The 24247-nt window shown below is 43.0% G+C and carries 15 protein-coding genes; 12 read left to right on the top strand and 3 right to left on the bottom strand.

The genetic code is table 11. The features are described from left to right. The first annotated feature begins 52 nt into the window (after nucleotides 1-52). From NE535_RS08915 to NE535_RS08895, 5 genes are all read left to right on the top strand, one after another. Nucleotides 53-2089 (top strand): TonB-dependent hemoglobin/transferrin/lactoferrin family receptor, encoded by a 2037-nt coding sequence (locus tag NE535_RS08915; protein ID WP_261298287.1) that lies wholly within the window; start codon nucleotides 53-55, stop codon nucleotides 2087-2089. A gap of 160 nt (nucleotides 2090-2249) precedes the next feature. After that, complete coding sequence (hutX, locus tag NE535_RS08910) at nucleotides 2250-2759, top strand: heme utilization cystosolic carrier protein HutX (RefSeq protein WP_261298286.1); 510 nt, start codon at nucleotides 2250-2252, stop codon at nucleotides 2757-2759. A gap of 31 nt (nucleotides 2760-2790) precedes the next feature. Further along, entirely contained in the window at nucleotides 2791-3333 is a 543-nt protein-coding gene (gene hutZ, locus NE535_RS08905; protein ID WP_261298285.1) for a heme utilization protein HutZ, read from the top strand. A gap of 924 nt (nucleotides 3334-4257) precedes the next feature. After that, on the top strand, nucleotides 4258-6291 hold the full coding sequence (locus NE535_RS08900) for an EAL domain-containing protein (RefSeq protein ID WP_261298284.1): 2034 nt from the start codon (nucleotides 4258-4260) through the stop codon (nucleotides 6289-6291). Between the two features lie 106 nt (nucleotides 6292-6397). Then, nucleotides 6398-6886, top strand: a complete 489-nt coding sequence (locus tag NE535_RS08895; RefSeq protein ID WP_261298374.1) for a MarR family winged helix-turn-helix transcriptional regulator — start codon at nucleotides 6398-6400, stop codon at nucleotides 6884-6886. Between the two features lie 50 nt (nucleotides 6887-6936). On the opposite strand, the gene iadA is transcribed toward NE535_RS08895, so the two are convergent. The 3 genes from iadA to NE535_RS08880 all read right to left on the bottom strand — a co-directional run bounded on the left by iadA (nucleotide 6937) and on the right by NE535_RS08880 (nucleotide 12221). Further along, a complete protein-coding gene (iadA, locus tag NE535_RS08890) occupies nucleotides 6937-8100 on the bottom strand; it encodes a beta-aspartyl-peptidase (RefSeq protein WP_261298283.1) in 1164 nt (387 codons plus the stop codon). Nucleotides 8101-8108: 8 nt separating this feature from the next. Further along, nucleotides 8109-9557 (bottom strand): putative basic amino acid antiporter YfcC, encoded by a 1449-nt coding sequence (gene yfcC, locus NE535_RS08885; RefSeq protein ID WP_261298282.1) that lies wholly within the window; start codon nucleotides 9555-9557, stop codon nucleotides 8109-8111. A gap of 72 nt (nucleotides 9558-9629) precedes the next feature. Further along, nucleotides 9630-12221 carry a TonB-dependent receptor gene (locus NE535_RS08880; RefSeq protein WP_261298281.1) on the bottom strand — a complete coding sequence of 864 codons (2592 nt, stop codon included), beginning with the start codon at nucleotides 12219-12221 and terminating at the stop codon, nucleotides 9630-9632. A 348-nt stretch (nucleotides 12222-12569) separates the two neighbouring features. On the opposite strand from NE535_RS08880, the gene NE535_RS08875 reads away from it, so the two are divergent. From NE535_RS08875 to NE535_RS08845, 7 genes are all read left to right on the top strand, one after another. Next, a complete protein-coding gene (locus NE535_RS08875; RefSeq protein WP_261298280.1) occupies nucleotides 12570-14297 on the top strand; it encodes a cyanophycinase in 1728 nt (575 codons plus the stop codon). Nucleotides 14298-14364: 67 nt separating this feature from the next. Next, nucleotides 14365-15105, top strand: a complete 741-nt coding sequence (locus NE535_RS08870) for a PepSY domain-containing protein (RefSeq protein WP_261298279.1) — start codon at nucleotides 14365-14367, stop codon at nucleotides 15103-15105. Beyond that, the gene (locus tag NE535_RS08865) at nucleotides 15105-15857 is read left to right on the top strand and encodes a PepSY domain-containing protein (protein WP_261298278.1); all 753 of its coding nucleotides are present in this window, start codon (nucleotides 15105-15107) and stop codon (nucleotides 15855-15857) included. The genes NE535_RS08870 and NE535_RS08865 overlap by 1 nt, the downstream gene beginning before the upstream one ends. Nucleotides 15858-16047: 190 nt before the next feature. After that, nucleotides 16048-16554: a hypothetical protein gene (locus NE535_RS08860; RefSeq protein WP_261298277.1), complete on the top strand. Its 507-nt coding sequence runs from the start codon at nucleotides 16048-16050 to the stop codon at nucleotides 16552-16554. 93 nt (nucleotides 16555-16647) lie between these two features. Further along, nucleotides 16648-18186: an efflux RND transporter periplasmic adaptor subunit gene (locus NE535_RS08855; RefSeq protein ID WP_261298276.1), complete on the top strand. Its 1539-nt coding sequence runs from the start codon at nucleotides 16648-16650 to the stop codon at nucleotides 18184-18186. A gap of 12 nt (nucleotides 18187-18198) precedes the next feature. Continuing rightward, the gene (locus NE535_RS08850; protein ID WP_261298275.1) at nucleotides 18199-21333 is read left to right on the top strand and encodes an efflux RND transporter permease subunit; all 3135 of its coding nucleotides are present in this window, start codon (nucleotides 18199-18201) and stop codon (nucleotides 21331-21333) included. A gap of 367 nt (nucleotides 21334-21700) precedes the next feature. Then, nucleotides 21701-24169, top strand: a complete 2469-nt coding sequence (locus NE535_RS08845) for an alpha/beta hydrolase family protein (protein ID WP_261298274.1) — start codon at nucleotides 21701-21703, stop codon at nucleotides 24167-24169. The last annotated feature ends 78 nt before the right edge of the window (nucleotides 24170-24247 follow it).

Here is a 24247-nt window from a genome sequence, read left to right as displayed (position 1 = left end):
CTAACTCTCTATGAACGGCAGAAAAGTCGCATTTACCATTAAGGATATAACAATGACCAAGAAGCCACTCGTTGTAGCAATGGCAATGGTTTTTAGTACCACCGCATTTGCACAAGAAAACCAAACCGTTACAGAATTTGATGAAGTGCTTGTTACCGCTACCCGTATTAGCGAGAAAGTATCAGATTCCAGCCGCAGCGTGGCGGTGATCAGTGAAGAGAAGATGCAAGAGTCGCAGCCAGCTTCAGTCGCAGATGCATTAAAGAATGAGGCCAATATTAGCGTGACGAATGGCCCTCGCGCATCATCACAAGGCGTTGAAATTCGTGGTTTGAGTGGTCAACGTGTATTACAAACTATTGATGGTGCACGTCAAAATTCCAATTCTGGTCACCGTGGTACTTATTTCATGGATCCTGAATTACTTAGCTCTATCGAAGTCGTTCGTGGTCCAGCAAGTAGCTTATGGGGGAGTGGCGCAATTGGTGGCGTGGTCGCGCAAAACACCAAGTCTGCCCAAGATTTTTTAGAAGAAGGCGATAGGTTTGGTGGCTACATCAAGCAAGGTTTTGAAACCAATGGCGATAAGATCAAAACCAGCGGTACGCTTTACGGTTTAGCTGACAGCATTGATTGGTTGTTAAGTGGTAGCTACCACGACAGCAACAATATCAAAATGGGTAATGATCAAAGCCTTGAAAATAGCTCATCTGAAGCGACCAGTGGTTTAGCTAAAATTGGCTGGGAGCCAACGAACGATCAACGCCTGCAATTATCTGCTCGCTTTTCTGATACAGATGAATTAGTTCCAAGTAATCCATCGACCCATGTTGGCAGCTCAGTACCATTAGTGAAGCGTAATACTGAAGATCAAAACGTGACCTTAGATTACAGCCTAAATCCAACAGGCAATCCGTTATTAGATTTAAATGCGACTGTGTATTGGAATAGCACCAATTACGATGAAGATCGTGTCACTAAAGATCAATTTGATAGCACTAAATTCGAAACCATTGGCTTTAGTGTCAATAACAGCTCTGCATTTGGCAACACTGTACTGACTTACGGTATTGATGGTTACCAAGATACGATTAATACCGTGCGTGATGACAATGGTCAAACCGGTCAACGACCAGATGATATTGATGCTGAAACCACTGTTTGGGGCGCATTTACTAAAGCAGATATCAAGCTAACTGACACCGTTGCCTTAGATGTTGCAGTACGTTACGACACCTTTGAAAATGAAAGCAAAAACTTAGGCCTATCATCTGATGATAATGCCTTGACGCCTTCTGTTGGCTTAGTGTGGAGCACCACAGACTGGTTAACCTTAAGTGCTCGATATGATGAAGCATTCCGCGCACCAAGCATGGAAGAAATGTACTCAACAGGTTCACATTACTGTATTCCTTCAATTCCTGGCTTTTTACCTAACGGTCTATGTAACACCTTCGAAATCAATCCAGATTTACAAGCTGAAAAAGCACAAAACAAAGAGCTTAAAGCGGACATGCGTTTTGCTGATTTAGCAGGTGATGATGAGTTAGCGATTACCTTAAGTGTGTTCAGAAATGATGTTGATGACTTTATCGAGCAAAGTGTTTCTAACCCGCTATACGGTATTCCAGGCTTGGAACAAACCACCTCATGGAACAATGTGGATGAAGCTAAACTTACGGGTTTTGAATTCAATACCCGCTACCGTTACAAGCAAACTCGGGTGACATTTAACTATGGTCAAACTGAAGGCAAAGACAAGAATACTGATGAGTATTTATCAAATATTCCGGCTAAGAAAATGGGCATAGATTTATCGCAATCCATCATGGAAGGCGATATGAAATTGGGTACTCGTTTCACTTATGTTGCAGAGCAAGATGACTTGCCTGTAGTCAATCTTGAGCAATATGACGCTTACAAATTGTGGGATGTTTATGTGGCTTGGGAACCAGCAAAAGGCACATTTGAAGGGCTACGTGTCGACTTTGCAGTTGAAAATATCGGTGATGAGGAATATCGCCAAGCGTGGCAAACCTTGTATGAACAAGGCCGGAACTTCAAGTTGTCAGCGCGCTATTCATTTTAACCCCTTACCCGTTTAACGGTGAATAACACTGAGGTAAAAGGTTGCAGGCTTAATAGCTGTAACCTCATGACAAAAAAAGTCTCTCAAGCATTAATGTTTGAGCGGTTTTTGCGGTGTTAGTCAGTCGTATATTAGGGGTATCAATTATTGGAGATATTCCATGACAGTATCAGTCGCGCAAATTCAGCAATACTTAAGCGATAATCCAGCATCGATGCCAGGTCAAGTGGCACAAGCGTTGTCCATCACAGAGCTTGAAGTGGTCACGGCATTACCGACAGAACAGCTGGCATTATTGCCATTAACAGCAAAAGATAACTTGTTAGCATCACTACCAGAGTGGGGCAATATGACCACTATTATCTCAGTATCTGGCAGTATTTTTGAATTTAAAGGTCACTTTCCAAAGGGTAAATATGCCCACGGTTACTACAACTTAATCACTAAAGGGGAAGGTTTACACGGTCATTTAAAACTAGATGACATTAGCGCTATTGCATTGATCAGCAAACCGTTTAGAGGCACAGAAAGCCACTCTATCAACTTCTTTGGCACACAGGGTGAAGTGGTTTTTAAAGTGTATTTAGGCCGCGATAAAAAGCGTGTGTTGCTTAGTGATCAAGTTGAGCGTTTTCAAGCACTCAAAGACAGCTGCACCGCAACGGCTTAACCGGTAAAAATTAAATAAAAGGAAATGTGTGATGTCGAACGAAAAAGAACAACGCTTACGCGAAAAGCTATTACCTGAAATTGAAGAATTTAAAGCTCAACGCTCCACTTTGCAGCTAGCAACACAAGATGCAGACGGCGTACCCAATGCCAGTTATGCACCTTTTGCCTTAGCTGATGATGGCTTTTATATTTTAGTCAGTGAGTTAGCCCGTCATGGCACTAATCTACAAGCCTCTGACAAGCTTTCAGTCATGTTGGTTGAAGATGAATCAGAATCTAAAAGTGTGTTCGCACGTAAGCGATTAACGTTTGATGCTACGGCTGAGGTTGTTGCAAGAGATAGCGACACATTCACTAAAGGCGTGGCTGCATTATCGGCTCGTTTTGGTGAAATGATTGATAACTTAGCTGCGTTAAAAGACTTCAACTTATTCAAACTCATCCCGCATCATGGCTTATACGTTAAAGGTTTTGGTCAGGCATTTAGCTTATCTGGTGCAGAACTATTAGATGTTGACTGGAAGCGTGATGGTCATCATGGCACACCTAAACAGGTGACTGAACAAGCTTAAGATTTACCTTGTCCCCCTTTGCGTATCAAAACATTGTTAGCTCTGGTTGATTTTGGTACTGATTAATTGAAGTGTGATAAGACATTAAAGTTGTTATGAACGTTAATGATGCGATAGTTTGATAAATTATCAGAGGGGCTATGTCATTTTTAGGTATTAAAGTTTGCTCATTGTTAAATACACTTTTACCCCAAAGTTTGGTGTCCTTTGAATGCAGGTTTAGCATTTTTTAAAATCAACGTCGTGGCGCTTCGCTCGCATCAGACCAAAGGGGCAAAACGCACGCTTTTTTACAAAAGAAGCCCTTTGGAATCCCTCAGCGCCCCAGACGAAAAATGCTGAAAAGCGCATAATTTTCGATGGGGAACGATCCAGCTTTTAACCGAGTCTGTCGTCCGCGTCGGCCATTGTCACCTAATACTCAATCTCCTAACGCTTCCGATGGGCTCTGAAGTAAATGGATTTACAAATGCCAAGCTCACAGCCTTTTTTCTATGACCTCAATTCAAATTGAGTCTGCAAGTTTCAAATTGTACTTTGTCGGCTTTTAATGTTTTTACTTTTAGCCATATAAAATATTCAATCGAAGAGGCGAAAATTTAGGGTATAAGCACGGCAGTGACCGTCCATGACATGGGCGTCATGGCCGAGCTTTCAGGGACGAACTTGCAGCGTGTCACTGTTGTGCTTATACGATAGCCTGCTGCAGGCAATAGGTTAAATTGAAGTCACGGACTGACTTTATTTACCCAAGGCAACTTGTTATTCATAATGTTAGGAATAATTTTTTTTCGTTTAAAAATGAGTCGCTAAAACTTGCCTAGCAATGATTTTTCGCTGACAAATGTTACAAGCTTGTTGTTGATTAATTGAGTTTCTGGAGTATTATCAAATAACCGCCTTAATGTATTAAAGGTGCTTTATTTGCCGCAAGCTTACTTTGCCCCTCGCCGCTGGTTTCACCATTTGGCTAGTTTGAATCAAACGCCTCTTATCTTATCGATGCGTGAGGGGTTTATTGCGTTAATTCCCTTTTTTGTTATCTCTTCTTTGGCCTTTATGTTGATAGGCTTACAGCCTTTTTGGCCTGACTTTGAGGGTAAATCGACCGTTTTTGCGGTGCTAAACCAAAGCCATCGTTTGATTATGGCGATATCACCTTTAGCAATTGTGATTTCATTAAGCTACCACCTCTCAAAAAATTTACGCGTGAATACCATTGTGGGCAGTATTTTGGCGTGCTTATGCTTTATTACCCACAGTAATTACCTCATAAAAATGGAAGCGGGCTATATGCTTAGCTCTGTTTGGCCTAACTTTTATTCCATATTAATCCCGTTATTAGTGCCTTATATGGTGCGATTTTTCCGTCAATTTAAATGGTTGAAATTGGTTAAATCCACCATGGTCAGCTCATTTTTAATGAAGCACATTAACTTGATTGTGCCCTTTATCCTGGTGTATTTAGCGTTGTTTTTATTATTGCCAATACTGGATTTATTGATAGGTGATGCTGCGCAAGGCTTAGTGATGCTTGTCACCAGCTTATCTATTGAAGTTCAGGGCTTTTTGCGGATGATCATTATCCATTGCTTATGGTTTATTGGTATTCATGGTGACAATACCTACTTAAGTTTATTTTCCGATAACATCATGACACAGCCTTTTATCGCGAGTTTGTCGCTGAATAGTTTTTATAATCAATTTGTTATTGTTGGTGGCTCAGGGTGTTTGTTGTCGCTGATTATTGCCACTATGTGGCAAGGGCGCTCATTACAAGAGTTGGCCTTAATGAAGGTGTCGCTACCTTTTAACATTTTTAATTTTTGCGAGTTGATTGTTTACGCTTTACCAATTGTGTTTAATCCGGTTTATCTGATCCCATTTATCTTAGCGCCCTCTGTTAATTTTGTGATTTCGTATTGGGTGTTAAGTACTGGAATATTTGAGTTCTCATCGCAAGAAATTTCATGGATGACCCCCGTTTTGCTAAACAGTTGGTTGATCAGTGGCGATGTTAAAGTCGTACTTTATCAAGCGTTGTTAATTGTCTTGAACGTGTTTATTTATTTACCGTTTGTGCTGTTTTCGAGTCGGTTTGCCAATAATGCTAATTTAATTGAAAAACTCAGCTACAAGTTAAAATTTACAGAAATTCATCAACTTGATGCTGAAGCTCGTTATACTTCAAAGCAACAGGTGACGATTAACCGAACTGAAGAATTAAATGAGGTGTTAAACCATATTGATAATGGTCAATTGGTTTTACATTACCAACCTAAAGTGGATGTTAAGCTTAAAACTGTAATCGGCTTTGAGGCGCTTTTACGATTAAAGGAGCCCAGTGGCAAAGTATCTGGCCCCTGGTTTATGGATATTCTTGATCGCAATAACCTAGTACCCATGATTGATTTTTGGGTGATTAATAAAGTGAAACATGATCTGAGCTTATTGGCCTCACGCCAACAGTTGCCATTTTTTTCAATCAACATTCATCCTATGTCTTTACTAGAACCGAGTATTTTACAGGCTTTAGCTGAGTTGAATGCTAAGCATCCTGCGCAAATCCAAATAGAAGTATTAGAGGTGAGTTTTGATGACGAAAGCGAACAAGCTTGGGCTAATTTGGAGCGGTTGCAACAAAGTGGTTTTAGTGTGGCAATTGATGACTTTGGCCGTGGGTTTTCAAATATTTCAAGGTTAATCAAGTTATCACCTGACGATATTAAACTTGATCGTTCAATGCTATTGGCAACCAGCACTGCTGAGGGTTTGCTGTTATTTCAACATATGTCGGCACTATGTTCAGCTTTAGGTTATCGCCTAGTGGCAGAAGGGGTTGAAACAGAAGCTGAATTAGCGATTGTTAAAGAGGCTGGAGTGCATTGTGTTCAAGGATGGTTATTTGCGAAGGCGATGCCAATTGAAGAGGCAATGGCTTACCGGTTTCCAACATAATTAAATGTCGAAGGGCAAAAGTGTGGATGTTATTCGGGCGGTATGAGTAAAACTAGGCCGTAGGGCTGGTGCCGTTTATTTTATGATGTTTTAAAAAAGTGTTGTGCTGAAAAAATATGAAGAGCGATTAGTGTCTTTGCGCCAAGTGATCCGCGCGATTGATTTGTATTCGAAAAAATTAAGTAAAGAAACAGGATTAACCAGCCCACAGTTATTGGTGTTGCAGGCTATTGCTGATCATGATGATGCTATGGTCAAAGAAGTAGCTGAAACCATTAATTTAAGCTCGGCCACCATTACCAGTATTTTAGATAGGCTTGAAAAGCGCCAACTGGTTACCCGCACTCGCTCTGTTACGGATAAACGCAAAGTGGGTATTCGCTTAACTGAACAGGGCAAAGACATTCTTAAAGACTCTCCCAAACCTTTACAAGCGCATTTCATTGCTCGTTTTGAGTCAATGGAGGATTGGGATCAGTCACAAATGTTGGCCACCATGCAACGAATTTCAAGCATGATGGATGCAGAAGATCTTGATGCATCACCCGTATTAGAAGTGGGGCAAATACATCAGCAAGAGTATAAGCACGATTAGAGAGCGAACACTCATGTTAAGTTAGTGCGATATTACCGTTTTAATCATGATTAAAACGGTATGTTAAGACGCGATAGCCCCTCAGAAAAAACTAGCTTACCTTTACTGTATACCGCTTCAATAGCCAATGTCTGCGCATTCAATAAATTAATATCGCCGTCCATATCAACAGCGACCCTGCCTTTGTGTCTTAGCCTTAATATGTTTGCTGGTGACTCAGAAATTGAGGCTAAAGCAAGCTCAATAGGCACGTTGAATAGCTTGACCGCATCAACCATAGCTTGATGTAAGCTGCTAACTTGGCCCATTTGTAAATCAACCAAGTTACCTTTAGCATCAAATACTGGCAGGCTGGCGTTACCATCTGAGCTCATGGTCAGTTGGCTAATGGGGGCATTTTTTGCTAGCGCCAATGCCAATGCTTCGGCCGCAGGTACTTCCCCTTGCGCAATAATTTGCGCTGTTGTGCTGGTGGTAAAATCAATAAAACCGCCCTTTAAGGCGAAATCAATCCCAGCCTCTAACAGTGTTTTACTGCGGTTAATATGGGTTGGGTAGTACTGGGTAATGGGGATATCAAACTGGCTAATTACCTGTTCGAGCAATTCAAGTTTACTCGGCTCATCACCCACATGAATACTGACAATGCCCACTTTTCCAGCCAACATGCCAGCCACTCTAGCCTCAGATGTTAGGCGGGCCATTTCGTGTGAGGTGATTTGTGAGCTACGGTGATCGGCAATGGCCACTTCTCCGACACCAATAAACTTATCAATCAGCATAATGTCATGTTTTACCGACTGGGTAATGGTGACCATAGGCAAATGATAAGAGCCGGTATAGCAAAATACCGATAAGCCTTGCTCTTCCAACGCGTAGGCTTTGGCGAGAAGATTCTCTAAACTTCGGGTTTGAGCATCTGTCCCCAATACGCCTATCACAGTGGTTACGCCGCCTTTAATGGCATCGTTTATATGCATTTCAGGGGTGCGAGTCGTGTATCCACCTTCGCCACCGCCGCCAGTAATGTGTACCAGTGAGTCAACAAATCCAGGGGTTAATATTAGTCCTGATGCATCAATGACAGTTATGAATGAATTTGCACTGAGTTCAATAGTATCTTCAATGGCAAGAATTTTACCGCCGCCCAATAGAACATCTTTTTTACCCAAGTACATTGGGGCATAAACTTGTGCATTTTTAATTAATTGCATGAAAATCCTTAGCTAAAGTTGATGCTAACGGCAATGATAATAAATGTGATCGAAATGCTGACCAGTAACAACATAAAACGCCATATAAATTTAGCCCAAACAAACCAATCTATTTTAGTGACCCCAAGGCAACCAATTAGCGCGGCAGAGGTTGGGATGATTATGTTGGTTAATCCATCACCCAATTGAAACGCTAACACAGCAATTTGACGGGGTAAGCCTAAAATATCAGACAAAGGCGCCATGATGGGCATAGTTAGCGCAGCTTGGCCTGAACCCGATGCGATGAAAAAGTTAAACACGGATTGAAATAAGTACATGAAAATCGCTGAAACAGTTTCAGGTAATTGCCCTAAAAAAAGACCGGTATAGTGCAGTAGGGTGTTTAATACTGACGGAGTATCTGCTTGATCGCCGCCTAATATAATCACAATACCTTTGGCCATACCGACAATCATCGCGGCGGGCAATAATTCTTGCGCGCCTTTTTTAAAGGCGTTAGCGACATCATTCACTTTAAGGCGTTTACTGAGAATGGCGATCAAACCTATCGCACAACCTAAGGTAAAAAACTGGCTAGCCAATTCGGGAATATAATAGCCTCTGGCAATAACCCCCCAAATAACCCAAACAATACCTAGCATAAAAGTGGTCAGAATAAGACCATCGGTTAAAGTGAACTTAACTTTTATCTGTGGCTCAGTTGAGCTAATGTCTTCACTAAAGCAAGGGGATAATTGAGGATTTCGTTTTATTTTTTGAGCATAGTGCATAGTAAATGCGACACCAACAGAGGTGAAAATAAACCACATAATCACCCTAAACTCTAAGCCTGACATTAACGGAAGATCAGCAATTCCTTGAGCTATTGCCACACTAAAAGGGTTCATCCAAGATGCGGCAAAACCAATTTGAGTCGCCACATAAGTGACTAACATGGTCACAATACCGTCGTAGCCTATGGCGCGCATTAATGGGAGTAGCACAATACAAAAGGCAATGGCTTCTTCGCCCATGCCAAATATCGCTCCGCCAGCGGAAAATAGTACAAATAGAATAGGAATAAAAGCCAGTTCAAACTTTTGGGTTTTAGCGATTAACGCCAAAATTCCATTATCAACTGCTTTAGTTTGCATGATGATGCCAAAGGCGCCGCCAGTAATAATGATAAACATCATTACCCCAATAGCTGATCCCCATTTGTCACCTGAAACCATGCCTTCAAAGGCAAAATTGAGGAAGCCGATTTCACCATGCTCGGCAAATAAAGGCACGCCCTGATAGTCATTGGCAAACTGAAAGCTCCCGGCAATTAATGCTGATTTATTGGTATCAGGATTGATAGCCACTTCAAAAAAACCTGCAGGGACAAAGTGGGTGGTAATTGCGGCAAATAACACAACAAAAAACAAGATGATGAAGGCATCTGGCATTTCTCGAGCGGTTTGTAACTTCATATTGTTATACTTTTTATTTTGGTGATAGAAAATGTAGGCCATGCTAAGCACAGCCTACAGGGCATATGTTTTTTAAAACTTAAAAGTATAACGTACATTCCAGCGGCGTCCGAGCCAATCATGTACTGAGCTGGCATAGCCATTAGTCGGTGAAGAAGCATAGGGCGGCTCTTCATCGGTTAGGTTGCGGACCGATAACAATACATTGTGATGTTCATTAAGTTCATAGCCAACACTGGCGCTAAAGGTTAGCCAATCTTCAACGGTTTCATTATCAAACTTAAAATCACCGTCTCCCATCGAGCTAATGTAATGCCCGGAAAGACTGGCATTCCAGTTATCAACTTCCCAGTCTGCGCCTAAATCAATAACACGTTCAGGTCGCGCTGTTTCAGATGCACCACTGAGTTTACCTAATAAATCCTCAACAGGACTACTTGGCGTTACCTGACGCTCAAATGAGAAAGTTTCAGTACCAGCGACATAGAACTTAAACTCACCTATTGTTTTGGTGTCTAAGCGATAGTTAACGTTATAATCTAAGCCGTCAGTACTTTGATTGCCAACGTTAAAATAACCTGTGCGTAAGAAGCTAATATCACCTCGCCCATCAACGACACAGCCAAAATTATCGCCTAATTCAGCAATACTACCGACCACGTTAGTAGGATCTTTAATACAGGCATCCAAAGTGGTATTCGCGTCAATATCAACAATATCATCATGCTCATAGCGCCAATAATCGACAGTCAATTGCAATTCATCGGTCGCATTCCATGACATGCCCACGTTAATCGCTTGCGACTTTTCTGCTTCTAAGCCTTTATTGCCTATGGTTTCTTGGTCAAACTCTAATTCGCCTAAATCGGCACCAGCTGTGCCACATAATGCGTTATAAGCTTCATCTGCACCGCAATTAATATATTGGCTGCCTAATGAAGTACCTGCCCCAAGTTGCGATAACGATGGCGCTCTAAACCCTGTACTCCAAGATGCTCGTAATACCAGCTCATCGATTGGGTTATAACGTAATGAAACTTTAGGGTTTACATCACCACCAAAATCACTGTAATGGTCGTAACGTAAGGCTGCTATTAAGTCGAGTGATTCAGCTAATGGGAAGTTAAACTCACCATAAGCAGCGTATTGGGTGCGATCTGCGGCGGCGTCGCTGGCGCCCAAGCCAATGATTTCATTATTAACGGCATTCACTGAAGGTTTATCAAAAATATCTTCTTTTCTGAACTCGCCACCAAATACTGAACTTACCATACCTGCAGGCAGCTCAAATAAGTCTCCAGCGAAGTTAAAATCGAGTGATAAAACTTCAGACTCACCCTGACGCACGCCAGGATCTCGTAATGCCGCTATTTGGGCTGAACTGCTATCTTGGCCTAAATTAAATGGATTAAAGCTATCGTTTGCCACCGCGGCATCTAGACGATTGGCATTCATGTATCCTGATACGTTTTTAATTTCATTGGTCGATTTTCCGTAACTTAGTGCCGACTCAACACTCCAATCGGCAATATCACCTCGAATACCGGCTAACATACGGTAGCTTTGGGTGTCATATTCTTGAATTCGACGTTCAGGAAAACGCGTTCGTACTGTGATAAAGTCACTTACACTGCCATCGAGCATATCGATATCTTGAATATATTGAGGAACATTTATAGAGTCGCCCGCCACATCAACGGTATAACCTGCTGGAGCTTCATAGGATGAGCCGTTATTTTGTTGAAACATGCCTTCAGCAAAAAATTCTAAACCACTATCAAGTCGATAGATATGATTCAAGGTGGCGCCTATGTTTTCATAATCAGGTTGAATGGCGCGTTGAATCACGTAGTCATAGTTACAACGACTACCGCTTTTTTGGGTATCGTCACCACACCAATTTTCGGCGTAGTCATTACCGTCAATTGACATACGCGTATTAGACTCATATGTCACGTTAACCGGTCTATCACTGTTAAAAATTGGATTACGGGTAGCATAGTCAACCACAAGTGTTGTATTACTATTAGTGGTTTCAAACCCGCCCGCATAGGTCAGATTGGTTTTACTGGCATCGTGGTCTGAAGTGTCATTACCATATTGTGCACTCAATTCATGGCCGACAAAATCTTTACGTAGGATAAAGTTAATTACCCCAGCTATAGCGTCAGAACCATAAATCGATGAGGCGCCATCGGTTAACACATCAATCCGTTCGATTGCAGTAAGCGGGATGGAGTTAACGTTCACAAATGAGTCTGAACCGTTTGAAAATGAATCCACTGCAACACGTCGACCATTGACTAATACTAGGGTAGAGCTTGAACCTAGCCCGCGTAAACTGACCCCTGAAGCGCCAGCAGGAGCGCCATCAGCTCCTGCTACGCCGCCAGACTCAGAGAAAGTTCCAGCGCTTGATGCCTGGGGTAAATCACGTAAAAACTCACTGACAGATCCATAGCCTTTTTTGGCTATTTCATCTTGGCTAAAACTTTGTAAAGGGTTAGCCCCTTCCATATCGACACCTTTAAGGCGTGACCCCGTCACTTCAACACGTTCTACTGTTTGTTCTGGTTGTGATTTTTCTAATTCGTTGGCAACAGCTAAGGCAACAGGTGATAACGCCATGCCAAAAACGGCACATAAAAGTACTGAACTTCTCATGGTAAGCTCCCGATAAATCTCTAATTGTAATTTTTAGACGTGGCTACACTGCGCGTGAGTCAATACGCTTGGCATTAATAAATGTTTGCAGGCAGTACAACGTCAATCAAATGATTGAGAGGGGAGTAAGACGGCTAGACAAAACTCCACCAAACACTAACGTGTTCAGTAGGTTATTCGTCCCACCATTCAGACAGATACCAACTACGGAAGTGGTATCTTTGGAAAAGAGTTGCTGAAAATATCATGTTATAAAAAACAATCTTTTGTTGTTGATATGTTAAGAGGCTATCCGTAATATGATGCTTGAGTCAATACGTGGCAAACACTTTTTTTTTGAGTGCAACCATGAAAATTATTTCTAGAATTAAATTATTTATATTTTTTAGCACTTTAGCTTTTTGCTTGTTATTGCAATTATTGTCTGTTGATAATGTATGGGCAAATCAAGACGTTTCATCAAAGCTAGAAAAACCATTATCACCTGGGTTTGATTTGATGTTAGTTGGGGGCGGCTTAAAAACCTGTAGCTCACTTTCACCTCATTCCTGCGTCGACAGCATCACTTTCTCAGCTAATGCCAAATTATCAATCCAATATCACTTCAGTCTTGATTGGCTTGAGCGAGCACTGAGTGATGCTAGCTTGCAAACATTATCTTCAAATCAAACTAACAATCTGCGCAAAGCCAGTCGAAAAGCAGCAAAAAGCAGCGTTAATTTAAACCAGTTAAAACATGCTGTGTATCAGGTTGATAAGCATTTATTGGATGAGTTAACTGATCAGCAATACTATGCTTTACTCGATTTATTAGAACAAGAACAACACTCTATTGATGGCAGCCCCTTGCAAGAACAGGTCAGGCTTGATGCCACAACCAAGCCTTATGGTCCGGCTATTTATCGACTATTTACCTTGCAGGCTTTACTAAAAAAACAGCAAAAAAATCCCGATGCGACACGCCCATTAATTGGTATTGTAACCGCTTCAGCCCGAGACCCGTTTGAGTCCATTTCTTTCTACACCAGTGCTTTTGAACAAGCTGGCGCTGATGTTATTTGGTTGCCCTTAGATGCGGCTTTGCAAGCTGGTATACATCATAATCAATGCGACAAATTGCCAATGTTGCGTCAGCAACTACAAGGCAATTTTGATAAAGCTCGGCTTTATCCTGATCACACACAATTACAACAACGTCTATGTGAGTCACCTGAAAAATTGTATGAGTTACTGGAAAGTATTGATGGCTTATTTTTAAACGGTGGCGATCAAAGTTTAACCTTAACGGCATGGTTAACGCCGGATAAAAAGCCGTCTAAAGCGTTAGCTGTGATTAAAAATCGCTTGGTCAATAAACAAATCGTGATTGGCGGGACGAGTGCGGGAACAGCTGTGATGACAGCGGCAAATATGATCACTGGCGGCACTAGTGACGGCGCAATTCAGCATGGTGTATTGAGTGCCAAACCACCGAGTGAGCGATGCGAAATGAATCAGTGTGATGGGGATATACCCCCAACGGCAGTGACCTATCGTGCAGAGGGCGGGTTAGGGTTATTTCCTTTTGGGATAATGGATACGCATTTTTCTGAGCGGGATCGCCAAATAAGATTGTTAATGCTAACCGCCTCCACTGATAGTGAAATGGGATTTGGTGTGGATGAAAATACCGCACTGTTAGTCAATATTGCTGATAAACATCTGTCGGTTATTGGTGAGCATGGTGTGTGGGTTATCGAGCAAACTCAAGCCCGTAAAGATGATAATGGCAAATCGATATTTAAAGGGGTGTCTCATTATTTAACTTCAGGCAGCCAAGCCGATATTGATAACAAACAGCGTCTGGCTAATATTGAATTCGCCAATCGGGTGGTTTCAGTTAATATGGCTGCCAATTATCCAGCTTACCAACAGTGGATTGTGCAAGCTTGCCGTGAGGGACGGCTATCGCGCAAACTTATCGATGATGTTGAACTTATCCTCCTCCCAAGCTCAACAACTGGGTGCCAATCAGTGCTAAACAATCAGCAAAGCTATCAAGGTATTAAGCTATTATTGCAGCAACAAGATGATTAACGATTACCTCGCTAAAACTGTTAAGGTAATAATATAAAAGTGTTTTAGCTCAAATACAGAGAAAGTCATGCATAAAACCGCAAGAACCCTTCATCAATGGTTGATGTTATTTTTAGGGCTGCAATTTGCGATATGGTCGGTCACGGGCGCTTATATGGTCTATATGGATATCGATTTTATCCATGGCGATGATTTGGTTATCACCCCGCAATCTAAAGTGCAGCCCGCCCAGATGAATTATTCACTGCAACAGCTCATTCAAGCCTATCCCCATATTGACAAGATCAGTGTCGATACCTTGTTAGGTGAAACTGTTTATAGGCTGACCTTAGCGGATGGCGAGTCCCCTAAAAAATTAGTGATTAGTGCTAATAGTGGTCAGGTGTTAACACCATTATCAGAGTCAACGGCCGTATCAGTTGCGCAATACTTTTACACGGGCAAGGGCGATGTAGCCGAGGTGACGCTGATTACCGACAACCCTCCTTTTGAGTTAAGCCCACGCCATTTACCCGCATGGCGAGTTAACTTTGATGATTTTGGATCCCCCTCGCTTTATGTGTCGGCACACACAGGCATCTTGGTGGGTAAGCGCCATGAGTTTTGGCGTTGGTTTGATTGGATGTTTAGGTTTCATATTATGGACTACAGTAGCGGTGAAGATATTGATAATGCATTGCTGTTTTGGGTGGCGTTGCTAGCCAGTGGTGGGGCGTTGACTGGCATGGTGTTAGTGTATTTTAGGGTGTTTAAAGGCCAGTTTACACGCCGTAAAAAAAGCCGCGTTCAACGCGTGGGAGTTGCCTAATGCGTTGGGTTAGAAAATTGCACAAATGGGCGTCGGTCATTGTCGGGATTCAGTTTGTGCTGTGGTTAGCCAGTGGCCTGTATTTCAATTTGATGGACCACACTAAAGCCGCAGGGCTAAGCTATTTTAATCAGGATATGGTGCAGCATCAGCTCGATGCGACTCAGTTGATTGAGCCTAAAGCCGTACTTGAACAGCATAGTGATAGCATGGCATTAGATACGGTATTTTTATTGGCTAAGCCCTATTATTTACTTAGCCATCAGCAAGGCTTGTATGCGCACTCTTACCATGAATACACCTTGGTCGATGCCTATAGCGGTGAGGTGGTCACACTGGATGAAGCGCTAGTGACAAGATTAGCGCAAGCATCATATTCAGGTGAGGGTAAGGTCGCTGAACTCAAATTGCTCACCCCACCTATTAGCGATTTTCCGAAACAACAAAACCCTACTTGGCAAGTGAGCTTTGCTGATGACATTAATACCGAAGTTTATGTTGAAGCACAATCTGGGCGAATAGTCGGCCACAGTGATGAACATAAAAAATTAGCCGATATCTTTTTTATGCTGCATTTTATGGATTACAACAACCAAGGCAGTTTCAATAATGTGCCTATGATGTTGATGGCTTTTTTCAGTTTGTGGTTAACGATTACTGGTTGTTATTGGTGTATTGATCTCCTCCGCAAAGGCAAATACCGCCACAAACGGCGTCCGAGGATAAAGACCACCGCAATAAAATTGCCATAGATATCGCTAAATTAGGTATTTATCACACCGTTGTCACAATAAAAAAGTTATCATCAGCATAGGTTTAACGTTATGCTATTGCCATAATTGACTTGTTTCTCGCTGAGCGAACGATTTAATTTGTGTTAGATTGAAAGCGTTTTATGGTTTACACGGTCAACTCTATTAGTTGATATTTTATGAGCCTATATTGAATAATCGCCATCGTAAGATGCTGCAAGATTTATTCAGTCCGGCATATTGGATTTTGAGTGCGATGCAAAAAACACTGAAAAACTACTGGCTAATTACTTTCACTTTGTTCGCACTTGTCGGACAAGGTTTGTTAGCTAATGGTAGTTCTATGGTGCCGATGGATCATCAGCAATCCCATATGATGACTCAAGCTTTGAGTGATGGTTCAGATAATAATGTGCCTCTGACCTCAATGCAGCATGCCTCCGCTATGACAGATTGCCATGGCAATATGGTATCTGAGTCACAATCGCAGCAAGTCGATAATAGCAATAGCTGTTGTAATGGGTTAGGTGGTTGCAGTATTGATTGTAATCATTGCTTAACGATTTCCTTTACCGCAGATTTAAGTGATATCCAATTTGATATTGCTAATGCGCCTGCCAATCCTGCACCACTTGCCGCTACGGTAAGTGGCTTCTCTGTCGATTCCCCCCCAGCATTTAGACCTCCAATCGCATAAGAAAATGTTTCTGCTGTGACTTAACAGCAATATTTTATTGTGTGTTTTTAACGAGTATTGGCACAACTTTGTGTTAGACCGTTCGAGGTTTATATGAAAAATTCTGTATTAAAAAACGCTGCTGTTCAACGCGTTGTATTCACTCTTTACTTTGTGTTATCTACCAGCTTAATGGTGTCGCCTGTGACATTAGCCACGGAGCATGAACACAGTGAACATGCTGGTGAGGCTTCATCGGTGTCAGCAAGCTATATTTGTCCCATGCACCCTGAGGTGACCAGCGATAAAGCTGGCCGTTGCCCTAAGTGCAACATGTTTTTGGTGGCCAAAGAAGAAGAGGAAGAAGCCGGTTCAAGTGAGGATGTTGATCATGCCGGGCATGATCATTCGGCGATGGACGCAACAGCAACAAAAGCACCCGCAGCCAGTCAGGCTGACAAGGTGTTTAATCAGCCTCAAAATACCCTACTGCCAGGTAAAAGTGCGCAGACTCCCACTAATATTAAATATGTCTGCCCGATGCATCCGCATGTGGTGTCTGATGCTCCTGGAACCTGTCCAATTTGTGGCATGAACTTAGAAAAAGTGACCTTAGGTGAAGTGGGCGAGGAGGTTGTTGTTGGGGTTTCTGGTGGCATGCAACAAGCTTTAGGCATGCGCAGTGAAACCGTTACTGAGGGCACACTGTGGAAGCTAGTCAAAACCATAGGTACAGTTGAATACAATGAAAATGCCATCGGCCATGTGCACACCCGAGTAACCGGATGGATAGAGACCCTCAAGGTGCATACCGTGGGGCAGCAAGTTAAAAAGGGTCAATTATTGTATGAGCTGTATTCGCCTGAACTGATTAATGCGCAAGATGATTACATGCAAGCCAGAGATTACCTTAAGCAGGATAAAAACCGTGGGGCAGTATTGTTGAAAAAAGCCCGTCAGCGTCTTGAATTACTGGGGGTGAGCTCGGCATCGATTCAGCAACTAGAGCGCACGGGTGAAACCCTGTATCGAGTGCCTTTTTATGCCGAGCAAGATGGCTTAATTAGTCAGCTCACAGTGCGTCATGGCATGTATGTTCAACCGGGTGATACCTTATTTGAAATCGTTGATTTAAGCAGTGTGTGGGTGATTGCCGACGTATTTGAAAATGAACAAAGCTGGTTGCAACAAGGCCGTGCAGTAGAGGTGACCTCTGCCGCGCAAGGTCTGTTTGATATTGAATCAAGCATAGATTACATCTACCCAGAGCTAGACCCAGTGACACGGGCAATGCGGGTGAGAATTCGCTTAGATAACCCTAATCAGCAATTAAAACCGGGCACCTTAGTAGATGTAAAACTGTTTGGCGGGCCAAACCGTGGAGTATTAGCCATTCCAACCGAAGCATTAATCCTGACTGGGCGAGAAAACCGTGTCGTGGTGCAACGCAGTGATAATCAATTTGCGTCGGTACCTGTCAAAGTTGGCATGATTGCTCAGGGTAAAGCAGAAATCACTGAAGGTTTAAAAGCCGGTGACAAAGTGATTGTGTCGGGGCAATTCTTGTTAGATTCAGAGGCCAGTATTCAAGGTAGCTTGCAGCGCCTAAGTGGTAGCAATAGTGCCGCAACTGATCCGCACGCAAATCATTAATCGGAGCTCACTATGTTAGAAAAAATAATTAGTGCGTCGATTAAGCAGCGAGCCATGGTGTTGTTAATGACCGTGGTCATTGCGTTAATTGGCTATCAAGCCATGCGGATGACACCTTTAGATGCCTTACCTGATTTATCTGATGTGCAGGTGATTGTAAAAACCTCCTATCCAGGGCAAACCCCTCAGTTAGTTGAAGACCAAATTACCTACCCATTGTCGACAGCGATGCTAGCCGTACCGGGTGCCAAAACCGTGCGTGGTTTTTCGATGTTTGGCGATTCTTATGTGTATATCATTTTTGAAGATGGCACAGATATTTATTGGGCTAGGTCACGGGTTTTAGAGTATTTATCGCAAACCCAAGGGCAATTGCCGCCCAATGTGACGCCTTCATTAGGGCCTGATGCCTCTGGTGTGGGTTGGGTATTTCAATATGCCCTTGTTGATCGTAAAGGTAAGCATGATTTAGCCCAATTACGCTCGCTGCAGGACTGGTTTTTAAAATTAGAATTGCAAAGTGTTGAGGGTGTTTCAGAGATCGCCACCATTGGCGGTATGGAGCAGTCTTACCAAATTATTGTCGACCCTCATAAGTTAGCACTGTATCAAATTGATTTAATGACGGTGAGGAACGCACTCGATAACTCTAATAGCTCTACTGGTGGCTCGGTGATTGAAATGGCCGAAGCTGAATACATGATCAGCTCGTCCGGTTATCGACAAACTTTAGAAGACTTTGCCGAAATTCCCTTGGGTATAGTGGCGGAATCTGGCACGCCAGTATTAATGAAAGATGTGGCGCAACTGCGAACGGGTCCTGCGGCGCGAAGAGGCATTGCCGAGCTTGATGGTCAGGGCGAAGTTGTGGGCGGTATTGTGGTGATGCGTTATGGCGAAAATGCCCTCGCTACCATTAACAACGTTAAAGCCAAACTAGCCGAAATTGAAAACGGTTTACCCGAAGGTGTTGAGTTAGTGATCACCTATGATCGCTCTGAGCTCATCTTAAACTCGGTGGATAACCTCAAACACAAAGTGTTAGAAGAAATGCTGGTGGTCGGCTTTATTTGCCTGATTTTCTTATTGCATGCCCGCTCAACCTTAGTGGCGATCATTTCATTACCCATTTCAATTTTGGTCAGCTTTATCGTGATGAACATGATTGGTGTCAATGCCAATATTATGAGTCTAGGCGGGATTGCGATTGCGATAGGTGCGGTGGTTGATGCCGCCATTGTGATGGTAGAAAACGTCCATAAACATCTTGAGCATTACCGTGACCAACATGATGGTGAAACGCCTACGGGAGAAGCTCATTGGGAGCTAGTAAGACAAGCATCCGTTGAAGTGGGGCCCGCACTGTTTTTCAGCTTGTTGATTATTACCCTAAGCTTTGTGCCTGTGTTTGCGCTTGAAGCGCAGGAAGGACGTTTATTCCATCCGTTAGCCTTTACTAAAACCTTTGCTATGGCGGCATCGGCAATATTGGCAATCACCTTAATTCCAGTGCTGATGGGTTATCTTGTGCGCGGTAAAATTCCTGCGGAAAAGAAAAACCCACTCAGTCGCCTATTAATTGCCATGTATGAACCGCTGTTACGCGTGGTGCTGCGCTTTCCTAAAATGACCATATTAGTGGCCATTATGGCGCTCGGCAGTGCGGTATACCCGATGACAAAAATGGGCAGCGAGTTTATGCCGTCACTCGAAGAGGGTGACTTACTGTACATGCCCACTACCTTACCTGGCGTCAGCTCGGGTAAAGCGGCGGAAATATTACAACAAACCGACAGGTTGATTAAAACGGTTCCTGAAGTGAAACGAGTGTTTGGTAAGGTTGGCCGTGCGATTACCGCTACTGACCCCGCACCACTCACTATGCTGGAAACCACCATCATGCTAAATCCACGGGATACCTGGCGTGAAGGCATGACTTTGGAGGGCATTATTAGTGAGCTGCAAAAAACCGTCAAAGTGCCTGGTATCACCAATGCGTGGGTACAGCCGATTAAAACCCGTATAGATATGTTATCAACAGGGGTAAGAACCCCCGTAGGCATCAAAATATCAGGGGCAGATATTAATGAACTTCAGCGTATCGGCACTGAAATTGAAGCGGTAGTCAGTAAGTTACCTGGCACCTCTTCTGCCTTTGCGCAACGCACCAGTGGCGGCCGTTATATTGATATTGAACCCGACCTTAAAAATGCGGCTCGTTATGGCATGACCTTAAAAGACATACAGGATGTGGTGCAAATGGCCATTGGCGGTATGCAAGTGGGTCAATCCATTCAAGGGCAAGAGCGCTACCCGATTAATATTCGTTATCCGCGCGAGCTCCGTGACAATATTGAAAAGCTGAAAGATTTACCCGTACTAACCAAGACAGGTAAATATTTGCCTTTGGGTAATTTAGCCAGTATTACCATCAGTGATGGTGCACCTATGTTGGCCAGTGAAAATGGCCGTTTAATCAGTTGGGTATTTATTGATTTACAAGATATCTCGATTGGTGAATACATCAAAATGGCGCGTACCGCGTTAGATGAGCAAATTAATTTACCGCCGCGTTACAGCTACACCTTTGCTGGGCAATATGAATATATGCAGCGCGTTGAAGCGAAAATGAAGCTGGTGGTGCCATTGATGCTAATGGTGATCTTTATGTTGTTGATGATGACATTTAGCTCATTCGTGCAGGCGTCGGTGATCATGCTCAGTTTGCCATTTTCATTAGTGGGTAGCGCTTGGCTGTTGTATTTACTCGACTTTAACTTCTCGGTTGCTGTGTCGGTCGGCATGATCGCCTTAGCGGGTGTTGCCGCTGAGTTTGGGGTGGTGATGCAAGTTTACCTCAACAACAGTATTAAAGACCGTCAGGCGGCAGGACAATACAATCACCGTTCAGATTTAACCGAAGCGTTAATTCATGGTGCGGTAATGCGGATACGTCCAAAAGCCATGACAGTGGCAACGATTTTCTTTGGCTTATTACCCATTATGTGGGGCAGTGGTACGGGTAATGAAGTGATGCAAAAAATCGCCGCGCCTATGGTCGGCGGTATGGTGACTGCGCCGCTGTTATCCTTGTTTGTTATACCGGCGATATATTTACTGATATACGGTCGTAAGATGGCCAAGTAACCTCAACTCGAGCTAAGAGATAAATAAAAAAGCCCTTAAAATGATTAAGGGCTTTTTACTTCCACCATCGCAAGGATAAAACAGAGCACCTAGGCTGGCGATTGATCTCGGGTTTTCCACAATGAGTACAACACGCCTGCTACCAGTAAACCAAAGGTCACTTTACAGAAAATACGGTCGTGATGTTAAAGCCGATCTTAGTCGGTATCAGGGAATTTACATTAGCTTGTAGAACTATGTTTACTTTAAACCCGAAAACAGATGCATTTTTAGGCCGTTTTTGTCAAAATGTTACAATTACATGACTTAGCACACCTTATTTTTTCAACATTTCAGTTCATAAAAATAACCTATAAAAGGACTTTCCATGAAAGCTTTTACACTGGTTTTGACCAGTTTAGCCATAGCAGTTGCTGGCATGGCGCATGGCGCCGAAATCGATCTTAACCATATTCAGCGTCTAGGTCCTGTTAACCAAAAAAGCGCTGCGCCGTTATCTAAAAGTGCTCATGCAGATGCGTTACGAGCCAATTTTGTTGCAAAGTTAACCCAGCCTGATACCACTCAACCAGTATTAGTTTTTAATCAGCCATTAACCTGGCAATCAGCGGTTGAAAAGGCCGAAGGCGAGGGCTGGTTAGCTTACCAACTTCCGCTATCCACTCAGCGATTTACTCAAGGTACACTCAAAATAAAAGGGCTTGAAAACCCACAAGTGTATTTAAATGGCCAACTTGTTAAATCAGCTGATGAAGTGCCACTGGAGTTAGCTAATGGTGATTATCAACTCATTGTATTGGCTGATGGCCAGCAAGCTGAGGTGCCATTCAGTTTAGATTGGCAAGGTAACAGTGATGTTGATGTGCTGAGTTTTGTTAAGCAAGACACGCACAGAGTGTCAGCACAGCAGTTATTTGATGCAAAAACGATTAGCAGTATGCAGTTATCGCCAAATGGTAAATACTTACTGCAATCAACGGTTGAATACTCCCCGAGTGAAGGTGATAAGGCCATTTCTGTTACCGAGTTACGTGATGTTGCTAGCAACCAAGTGCTTTACCGTTGGCAAGACAGCTTGCCGCAAAGCAGCGCATTCTCAACAGATAGCAAGCAGTTGGCTTATGTGGTTGGCCAGCAAATTGTGTTGTTAAATATCGCCGATTTATCACTAAAAGTGGCTGCTGACAAAGTTGAAAATGTCTCTGGTTTACACTGGTATGGCGATACCTTGTTATTTAGCTGGCAAAAAACCTTTAAAGCTGACGAAAAAGCCACCTCAAAGCGCTATCAAGCACTGGAAGACCGCTGGAGCTATTGGCGTAATAACAGCCAAATCTATCAGTTAGATCTGGCATCTGGCGCAATGAGACAATTAACGGAGTCTAAGCAAAGCAGCGACTTACTCGATAGCGATATTCGCTTAGGTAAGCTGTTATTGACCCGCGCGGTGGTTGATTATGCTGAGCCGGCCCATAGTCTTTCACAATTAGTGGAACTTGATCTTGCCACTTTATCTGAAACCTTAATTGGTGAGTATCGCACCTTTGGCGGCGCGCTCTATGGCGAAAATGGCATGTTTATTTTGGCTGGCCCTACCTTTATGGATGGCTTAGGCAAGCAAGATCCTGCGCTGGAAGTTAATGACTATGATGGTCAATTATATTGGCGTGAAACTAAGAACCAGCAAGTGACAGCCCTTAGTAAAGAGTTTGACCCCGCAATTACCAGTATGACAGCGGTTGCGGGTAGAGACTTAATTTTATCTGTAATAGAAGGGGATTTTGCCCCATTGTATTTCTTCGATAAAAGCCAAAACAAGTTCAGTAAAATCGACACGGGCGTTGAAATGGTCGATAGTTTTGGTATTGCAACCGATCAAGCTTTACCTACCATAGTTTATGCCGGAACATCGGCCACTGTGCCGCAACAAGCATACGTGATGAATATCAAATCCAATCGCAAGCTGATGCTATTTGATAGTAAAGTCACCAGTTATGCCACCACACGTTTAGGCCAAATGGAAGATTTTGACTTTACTAATAAGCAAGGTCAATTGATTGATGGTCGAGTGTATTTACCGGTGGATTATGACGCCACTAAAAAGTATCCCGCGTTAGTGTATTACTATGGCGGTACCTCACCAGTAGGCCGAAACTTTAGCGGACGTTGGCCATTTAATTTATGGGCGGCACAAGGCTATGTGGTTTATGTGCTGCAACCCAGTGGTGCCACTGGTTATGGTCAAGCATTCAGTGGTCGTCATGTTAATGCCTGGGGTAAACACTCTGCTGACGACATTATTGAGGGAACTCAAGCGTTCTTGCAGGCTTACACCGCCGTTGATCCTAAGAAAGTGGGCAATATGGGCGCGTCGTATGGTGGCTTTATGACCATGTATTTAGCTACCCAAACGGATATTTTTGCCGCCTCTATGTCTCATGCTGGTATCAGTAACTTGTCTTCTTACTGGGGGCATGGCTGGTGGGGCTATGGTTATTCAGGTGTGGCCAGTCGTGGCAGTTTTCCATGGAATAACCGTGAGTTATACGTAGATCAAAGCCCGCTATACAATGCTGATAAAATTACTACACCGCTATTATTGATCCACGGTGATGCTGATACCAACGTACCCGTTGGCGAAAGTCATTACATGTATACCGCGCTTAAGTTATTAAATAAAGATGTTGAATTGGTCGAGTTTGCCGGTCAAGACCACCAAATCAGTGCGCGTAATATACGTTTTGACTGGTGGGACACCACAATGGCATGGTTTGATTTACAGCTGAAAGGCGAGCCAGAGTGGTGGAATACCCTTTATCCAGATACCAAAAAATAGTCTGATTAAATAACCTCAGCCCGGGATAATAAACGCTTACCAAACAGACGTTTATCTTGCTAACTGCGTTTCATTAAC

The sequence above is a fragment of the Shewanella holmiensis genome (genome assembly GCF_025370255.1).
Lineage (GTDB): Bacteria > Pseudomonadota > Gammaproteobacteria > Enterobacterales > Shewanellaceae > Shewanella > Shewanella holmiensis.
This window is presented reverse-complemented; position numbering and strand designations above follow the sequence as displayed.